This is a genomic window from Gemella taiwanensis, assembly GCF_054054385.1.
Genome location: NZ_JBSMTL010000013.1, coordinates 37,043 through 44,605, shown reverse-complemented (window position 1 = coordinate 44,605; position 7,563 = coordinate 37,043). Strand labels below are relative to the sequence as shown.

The following is a 7,563-nucleotide window of genomic DNA, read 5'->3' as shown; positions in this document are numbered from 1 at the left end:
ATGAAGTTTTCGTCTGGTGGCGATAGCGAAGAGGACACACCTGTACCCATACCGAACACAGAAGTTAAGCTCTTTAGCGTCGAATGTAGTTGGGCTTACGCCCTGTGAGACTAGAACGTTGCCAGGCAACAGTGAGGGCCTTCCTTTTGGAAGGTTCTTTTTTTATTTTAATTTCATATATTTTGATTTTCTTTCAAAAATAGAGTATCATAGTATAGTAATATATAATTGGAGGTTTGAGCATGTTTTATTTAGAAGATGAAAAAACATTAGTACTTACTAGTGAGAATAAAAAAGACATATTGAACGCATTAAAATTGATTAATAAAATTTCAGATAATAAAAGTATTAAAGTTGCATACATAAAAATTTTAGAGAAAGTTCTAGTATTTAATAAAGCAATAGAAACATATTATCATTCACAAAAGCCTGGATATAATGAAGTTTATCAGGAGAGATTAGACAACCTTGATAATAGTGCAGATGAATTTAGACGTATTAAAGCTGATTTAAAACCTAACTTTGATGAAATAATTGTTGATGAAGATTCAGTAAAAGAATTCAATACAATTTTATCTAGAATTGAAAGTAGAACTTCTATTCTTTTTGAAGATGAAAAAGAGTATAGTTTCAATAATTATCTAGTAACTTTAATCAATAATAAGAAACTTGATGAATTTATATGGTTAAATACATTGTATAATATTTACAAAGATGGTAAGAGTTTAAATGATATAGTTCAAGATTATCAAAAATTAAGTGATGTTGAATACTCAGATCTTTATAAGATTTATCTTTTTGTAACTGATTATAATATTAATAAATTGTTATTAAAAAATGAATCTCAAATCATTAATAATGAGTATCTAGAAGATTTCGAATCATTCTTTAATTATATGTATGAATTAATAGATGATTTGAGAACTTTTGTGGCTAAAAATGATAAAAAAAATATACTTAGTTTTTCAACAAAAATTGAAAGTTATACTAATATAAATACACCAACTAAAGAGGAATTTCTAGAATGTGTGTACAAAGTATTTAATTTCTTAAGAGCACTTTATGAAAATGATAATGCAAAATTGCTTTTATCTAATATATATCCAATTTTAGTAAAATCTTTCTTTGCACCATTGAGAAACGATGATAAGATTAAATATGATTATAATCAAGATTTCATCTATGCTTTAGAATATACGCAAATAATTATAGAAGTAATGGATGAAAAACATGAGTAATATTTTTTCTGTTAAGGATTTTTATTGTGTTTATAATGACTATGATATTTCAGAATACTCTAAAGAGTTAAACTTACTATATCTACCATTATTAGGTAATGATGCTATAAGTTTATATAATTTTTTAGGGAGTAAAATGCTTAGTGACAAAAATCTTTCAAAGAATTATTTACACTACGATATATTAGATAATTTAGCTTTATCTAATCATAAGTTCATTGTCGCAAGAAAGAAATTGGAAGCAATTGGTCTACTTCAAACTTTTTATATTGATAACAACGGAGTAGGTCAATTTGTTTATAAGATTAAGCAAGCTTTAAATTTTTCTCAATTCTTCGGAACACCTGTTTTGGCTCAATTATTAGAAAACACTATAGGCACTGTTGAATATAAGGAATTAAGTAATTATTATTCCCTAGATAAAGTAAGTTTTAGAAGTTTTGAAGAAATAACTTCTAAGTTTTCAGATGTCTTCCATTTAGAAAACTTAAATGATTTTGGTTTTGATTATTTGGAAAATAAAGTTACTTCTGGTCCTAATTTTGATGAGTATTATTTTGATTTCGATAAATTAAATTATTATTTAGCAAATAGTTATCTAACTGAAGTTATCTCAAATGATGAAGTAAAGAACAAGATTTTAGGTTTGGCACATATTTATAAAATGGATTCTCAAGATATGGCAAAAGCTATAGAAAAATCTGTTGAAATTACTAATGGAGCAAGTGAAATTAATCTTAAAGTATTAACAGATTACATTGTTCAATTAAATGTTAATGTAAGAAAACAAGAAGTACCAACATTAGAACGTATGGTAAATAAAAATCTAACTAATATTGAGGAAGAGAAACTTACTGAGGAAGAATTGTTCATTAAAGAAGTAGATAATACAAACTTTATCACATTCCTTAATAAACAAAAAGGTATAGTAGTTTCTAATATTGACGCAAAGAATATCGGTGAATTACAAAGTAAGTATAATTTTCCTACAGGAGTTTTAAATATTTTATTAGAATATTCTATTAATCAGACAGGAAATAATTCTATACCTCATATCAATTATATTGATAAGATAGCTAGTTCTTGGAGTGCACAAAAACTTTTAGGTGCAAAGGATGCAATTGATTTTGTTAGAAATAATAGAAATTATAAGAAAAATATCGATACATCAAATAAAAAGACTTCTAAGCAACAAAAGAATTATGTGAATAATAAGAAAGGAAATTATGCACCGTTTCCTGAGTATCTTCAAAATCGTCAAAGTAATTTTAACGTTTCTAAGAAAAAAGAGAATCGTGTTGTTACTAAAGAAGATGAAGATGCATACAATAAGATGATGCAAGAATTAAATAATAAGAGGGATATGTAGTGAAAAAATTATCAAATATAGTTGCTAGCAATACTCAAGATTCGTTTAAGAGATTTATATCGGAAAAAGTTCTTAGTGATCCTGAAATTGTTAAGTTTATCCGTGACAATAATTTTACCAAAATAGATATAGAAAATAATCTTGAAAAGTTTTATCAATTTTATATTTCAAAAGATAAACTACTTAATATAGAGCATAAACCTAGGTTAGTTTTTAGTAATGAAGAAGTTAGTATTTTATACGAAGAGACTGAAGAGTACAAGCAAAAAGTAGCAAGTATGAAGACCTCAAATAAGGTGAAGACAGAGTTTATACCAAAAAGAGTTTTGACATACACTTTTGAAAATCTATCTAGGAATAGAGAAAAGGGTATGTTAGCGACAGAAATTATTAAAATTTGCAGAAGTATATTAAATGGTCAATCTTCTAGAGGTGTTTATGTATATGGACCAACGGGTACTGGTAAAACGTATTTAATGGGTTCTATATACAACTATTTTAAACAAAATGGAAAAGAACCAACTATTTTATATTATCCAGAATTTATTAGAAAGATAAAATCTAAAATAAGTGATAATAGTTATGATTTATATATAGATCTAGTTAGAGATGAAGAGATACTTATAATTGATGATATTGGTGCTGAAAATATTACTGAATTCATTCGTGATGAAGTATTAGGCCCAATTATTAATCATAGAGAAGCTGAAAAACTACCGACGTTCTTCTCATCTAATCTAAGTATAGATGATTTAGCTGAGTTATTATCGAATGGTAGAACAACAGTAGATAGAACAAAGGCATTAAGAATAGTAGAAAGAATACATTCTTTATGTTCATTACACTTTCTTGATGGTGAAAACGAAAGAGAATATTATAATTAAAATAAACCAAGTATTTATAAATTTTTATGTTTATAAATACTTGGTTATTTTTTTGGTAAAAAAATCAAAAAAATTCATTTTTTTTTCGAAATTAGTGGAAAAAAGTGGGGAAATGTGGTAAATTATAAAAGTAAGGTGGTGAGAAGTAGTGTTTATTGGTCAATATAATAATAAAATGGATGCCAAAGGAAGGCTTAGTATTCCAATAAAGTTCAGAGATGAACTAGGTGAAAAATTTATTATTACAAGAGGTCTAGACTCTTGTTTATTTGGCTATTCACTACAAGAGTGGCAAAAGGTGGAAAGTAAGATAAAATCACTGCCTATTACTAAGAAAAATGCTCGTACTTTCCAACGTTTCTTCTTTTCCGGAGCCACTGAAGTTGAAATAGATAAACAAGGAAGAATTAATATTCCAAACGCATTAATAGAACATGCTTTTTTAGATAAAGATTGTGTTGTTAATGGTTTGTCAAATAGGATAGAGATTTGGGATAAAAATCGTTGGGAAGATTTACTTGTTGAAAGTGAAGCTAGCGTAGAAGAAATAGCAGAAGAATTAGAAGATTTTGATTTTTAGGATGGATGAAAATGTTTAAACATTATAGTGTATTATTAAATGAAGCTGTAGAAGGCTTAAATATAAAAGAAGATGGTATATATGTCGATTGTACCTTAGGTGGAGCAGGACATAGTTTAGAAATTTTAAAACAATTAAAAAATGGAAAACTATATGCTTTTGATCAAGACAATGTAGCTTTAGAAAATGCCAAAAATAAATTAGCTGAATACAGTGATAAAGTTGTCTTTATTAAATCGAATTTTGTTAATTTAAAAGAAAAGTTAGCTGAACATGGTGTTCATGAGGTTGATGGGGTTTTATATGATTTAGGAGTATCATCACCGCAATTAGATACACCAGAAAGAGGTTTTAGTTACAACTATGATACTAAGTTAGATATGAGAATGGATACTGATGCAAAAATCAGTGCTTATGAAGTTGTTAATGAATATAGTTATCATGATTTAGTTAAAATATTTTACCGCTATGGAGAAGAGAATTTTTCGAAACAAATAGCAAGAAATATTGAGAAAAAACGTGAACAAAAACCTATTGAAACTACTTTTGAATTAGTAGAAATAATTAAAGAATCCATCCCAGCTGCTAAAAGAAGAACTGGAGGACATCCAGCTAAAAGAGTATTTCAAGCTATTCGTATTGCAGTGAACAATGAATTATCGGTATTTGAAGATTCACTTGAACAAGCAATTGATATCGTTAAAGTAGGAGGAAGAATATCTGTTATTACTTTCCATTCTTTAGAAGATAGAATTTGTAAACAAATATTTAATTCATACGCAAAGGCAAAAGATATTCCCAAAAATCTACCAGTTATGCCTGAAGAAAGTTTATCTAAATTAAAAGTAATTACGAGAAAACCTATATATCCTAGTGATATCGAATTAGAAGAGAATAATAGATCAAGAAGTGCCAAACTAAGGGTGGCAGAAGTACAGACAAAATAGAGGGGAGGAAAGATTTATGGCTACACTAAAGGTATATAGTAGAGAATATGGAGTACGAAAAGTACAAGAAAAAGTGAAATTTAATTTTTTGGAAAAAACTGCTTATGGAGTTTTTGTAGGAGTTATTTTACTTGCTAACGTAGTTATGTTAAACTATAAAGGAGAGATTTATTCACTACGAAGTTCTCAACAAAAAAATGATATAGTAATATCAGAAAAACAAAAAAATAACAATGAACAAAAAGTTATGATAAACAATCTGTCGTCTTACGAAAGAGTTAAAAAAATCGCTGAGACAGTAGGAATGAAAACTCAAAAAGATAGTATAAAGGTAGTGAGATAATTGATAAAACTTTTTAAGAAAATATTAACTTTAAAGTTTTTGGAAGATAGAAGAAGTTTAGAAAGAAAAGATTATATCTCTCGAGAAAGAACAAAAATTGTATTTTTTCTAATTTTTGTTTTTTTCTTTGTATGGATATTAATATTAAATATTGGACAAATGATGCTAATTGGAACTGTTAGGGGACATAACCTATCAGAGTTAGCAGATAAAAAGTATAAAATTGACAGTAGTTTACAACCTAATAGAGGGAAAATTTTCGATAGAAATGGGAATATATTAGCTGATAATATTGAGTCTTACAAAATTGTTGCGGTAGTGTCTGATAAAGCAACAGAGGATGATACAAATCCTCGACATGTTATTGACGTAGATAAAACCGCAGATGAATTATCTAAATTTATTAAATTAGATAAAAGTAAGATAAAAGAAATACTTAATAAAAAAGGTGTTTATCAAGTAGAATTTGGAACAGCCGGTAAGGATATTAGTGTTGAAGATAAGAAAAAAATAGAAGAGTTAAAACTTCCAGGTATTGAATTTATAGCAACAACAAAAAGATATTATCCTAACGGAAGTATGTTAGGAAACTTTTTAGGTTTTGCTCAAAATTCACCTGATAGCGATCTAATTACCGGTCGACTAGGAGTTGAAAAAACTTTTGACTACTATCTAAGAGGAAAAGAAGGACATATTACTTATGCTAAAGATGCATGGGGAAAAGTAGTTTCTAATATACCTAAAGTAGAGATTAAACCTGTTGATGGTGCGGATATCTATTTAACTATTGATAAAAATATTCAAGGATTTATTGATAATACTTTGAAAGATATTCAGGATAAATATGAACCAGAAAGTGCATTCGCGATAGCAATTAGTCCTAAAACAGGAGAAATACTAGGCTTAGGACAAACTCCAGCATTTAATCCAAATACTCAAGAAAATCTTTCAAGCGCTTGGTCGAATATATTCTATAACTCAGCGTATGAACCTGGTTCCACATTAAAAACTTTTACTATGTCACTAATGGTTGAAAATAATATTTATAAACCAGAAGCCTACTTTAGATCTGGTTCATACAAAGAAGAAGATGCTACTATTTTTGACTGGAATAAAACTGGATGGGGAACAATAACTCAACGTCATGGATTTCAACAATCTTCAAATACATTGATGTTAACACTTTTTAATGAATTAGGGACTGAAAAACTAAAAAGTGGTTTAGAAAGTTTTGGATTTGGAAAAAGTACGAATTCACTTTATGAAAATGAAGCAACAGGAGATTTAGTATTTAATAATAAATTATCTGCTTCTACTACTGTATTTGGTCAAGGTAGTACAGTTACGGCAATGCAGATGGTTCAAGCGGAGACAGCAATTTTAAACGATGGTCAAATGTTAGCACCGTATTTCTTACAGCGAGTTCATGATAAAACATTGGATAAAGATGTTAATATTGGGAAAAAAACAGTAGTTGGGAATCCAATATCAAAACAAACAGCAGATACAATGAAAGAAGAACTATACGGAGTTGTTAATGGAACTTGGGCACAAGGTGGTAAGCGATATGCCGTAGATAACTACAGTACGTCTGGTAAAACTGGAACCGCTCAGGTAGTAGATCCTAAGACAGGGACTTATTTTAAGAGTCCATTTGAGGTAATGCGCTCGTTTATTGGTTATGCACCAAGTGAAGATCCTCAAGTTATTTTATATGTAGGTATGAAATTACCGACAAAAGAGCTTGGAGCTAGTAGTGCATACGGAGCCTCTGAGATTTTTAAACCGATAATGGAAAATACATTAAATTATTTAAATGTAAAAAAATCAAATGATAGTGATACTGTAAAAAGTTATCAAATGGAAAATGTTGTAGGCGAGAACGTTAATTCAACAGTACTAAAATTACAACAAAAAACCAAAAATATCATAACAATTGGCTCTGGTAATAATATTATTGGACAATATCCTTCGGCTGATAATGTAATAAAACAAGATGAAAGAGTATTTCTGTTAGTTTCGGATAATAACATAGTATTACCTAATTTCATAGGATGGTCTAAGATTGATGTCATAAATTATGCTAAATTAGCCGGCTTAGATATTGAAACTGAAGGGAATGGGTTTGCAAAACAACAATCAATTCCTGCGCAGAGATTTATAAAAAAAGGGGACAAGATAAAAATAAAATTTAGTTAGGAG

Annotated in this window: 7 protein-coding genes and 1 rRNA gene; all 8 read left to right on the top strand. The window is 28.5% G+C overall.

Annotated features, from left to right (window positions below):
• Positions 1-12: 12 nt before the first annotated feature.
• Positions 13-127, top strand: a 5S ribosomal RNA gene (gene rrf, locus ACWOA3_RS07970).
• Between the two features lie 115 nt (positions 128-242).
• Entirely contained in the window at positions 243-1,238 is a 996-nt protein-coding gene (locus tag ACWOA3_RS07965; RefSeq protein ID WP_003145771.1) for a hypothetical protein, read from the top strand.
• Positions 1,231-2,607 (top strand): DnaD domain protein, encoded by a 1,377-nt coding sequence (locus ACWOA3_RS07960; RefSeq protein WP_456885205.1) that lies wholly within the window; start codon positions 1,231-1,233, stop codon positions 2,605-2,607. The genes ACWOA3_RS07965 and ACWOA3_RS07960 overlap by 8 nt, the downstream gene beginning before the upstream one ends.
• Positions 2,607-3,491 carry a primosomal protein DnaI gene (gene dnaI, locus ACWOA3_RS07955; protein ID WP_456885204.1) on the top strand — a complete coding sequence of 295 codons (885 nt, stop codon included), beginning with the start codon at positions 2,607-2,609 and terminating at the stop codon, positions 3,489-3,491. The genes ACWOA3_RS07960 and dnaI overlap by 1 nt, the downstream gene beginning before the upstream one ends.
• A 148-nt stretch (positions 3,492-3,639) precedes the next feature.
• A complete protein-coding gene (mraZ, locus tag ACWOA3_RS07950; RefSeq protein ID WP_003145774.1) occupies positions 3,640-4,071 on the top strand; it encodes a division/cell wall cluster transcriptional repressor MraZ in 432 nt (143 codons plus the stop codon).
• Positions 4,072-4,082: 11 nt separating this feature from the next.
• Entirely contained in the window at positions 4,083-5,018 is a 936-nt protein-coding gene (gene rsmH / locus ACWOA3_RS07945) for a 16S rRNA (cytosine(1402)-N(4))-methyltransferase RsmH (protein ID WP_456885201.1), read from the top strand.
• A 16-nt stretch (positions 5,019-5,034) separates the two neighbouring features.
• Positions 5,035-5,361, top strand: coding sequence for a cell division protein FtsL (locus ACWOA3_RS07940; RefSeq protein ID WP_456885200.1), 327 nt, complete (start codon positions 5,035-5,037; stop codon positions 5,359-5,361).
• A gap of 39 nt (positions 5,362-5,400) precedes the next feature.
• Positions 5,401-7,560: a penicillin-binding transpeptidase domain-containing protein gene (locus ACWOA3_RS07935; RefSeq protein ID WP_456885198.1), complete on the top strand. Its 2,160-nt coding sequence runs from the start codon at positions 5,401-5,403 to the stop codon at positions 7,558-7,560.
• Positions 7,561-7,563 lie beyond the last annotated feature (3 nt).